This window comes from Bartonella sp. AD328YNZD (genome assembly GCF_042196425.1).
Genome location: NZ_JBHIQG010000853.1, coordinates 1 through 557 on the forward strand (window position 1 = coordinate 1; position 557 = coordinate 557).

The window sequence follows — 557 nt, forward strand, 5'->3', positions numbered from 1 at the left end:
AATTGCTTTGGATTGACAAAAATAGAAACCACTACGCGATCACACATTGCTCTTGCATACTGTACTAATGCAAGATGCCCCTCATGGAGTGCCCCCATTGTTGGAGCAAAACCAATCGACAGACCTAAACGCCGCTTCTCTGAAGTATATCGGCGAACCTCAGCAATTGTCTTTAAAATTTTCATTTTCCCATTCTATTCAATTATTATCAGATCAACAAATTAACGCTTACATACCAAATCGGCGCTTAAACAATTGTATCAAATTCATGCGTACTGATGGCTGCTTTATATCTCGTGGCTCCCAAACATGACGCATAAGAAAAAATCCAGTTAGTATAAAACCATTGATTATGTCACTAAAATCAGCAGGACGGGTTGCTCTTTTCACAAGAAACTGTGGGAGAATGAGGAGCTTTTTTTTCCAAGGTTCCCCTGCTTCTTCACAAACAGCCCGTCCAGACTTTGGCGATACATAATAAAGCCTTTCCTGACGACCTGTTGCAGCACAACAAGATAAATCAAGACCAAAACCAAGTTCTTCAAGAAGCCGCATTT

Annotated in this window: 2 protein-coding genes; both read right to left on the bottom strand. The window is 40.6% G+C overall.

Annotated features, from left to right (window positions below; genetic code table 11):
* A partial coding sequence (locus ACFIO3_RS15410) for a pantoate--beta-alanine ligase (RefSeq protein WP_375704815.1) occupies nucleotides 1-185 on the bottom strand: 185 nt, incomplete at its 3' end.
* A gap of 43 nt (nucleotides 186-228) precedes the next feature.
* Nucleotides 229-557, bottom strand: a 329-nt coding sequence (recO, locus tag ACFIO3_RS15415; RefSeq protein WP_375704816.1) for a DNA repair protein RecO, incomplete at its 5' end; no start/stop codon positions are given.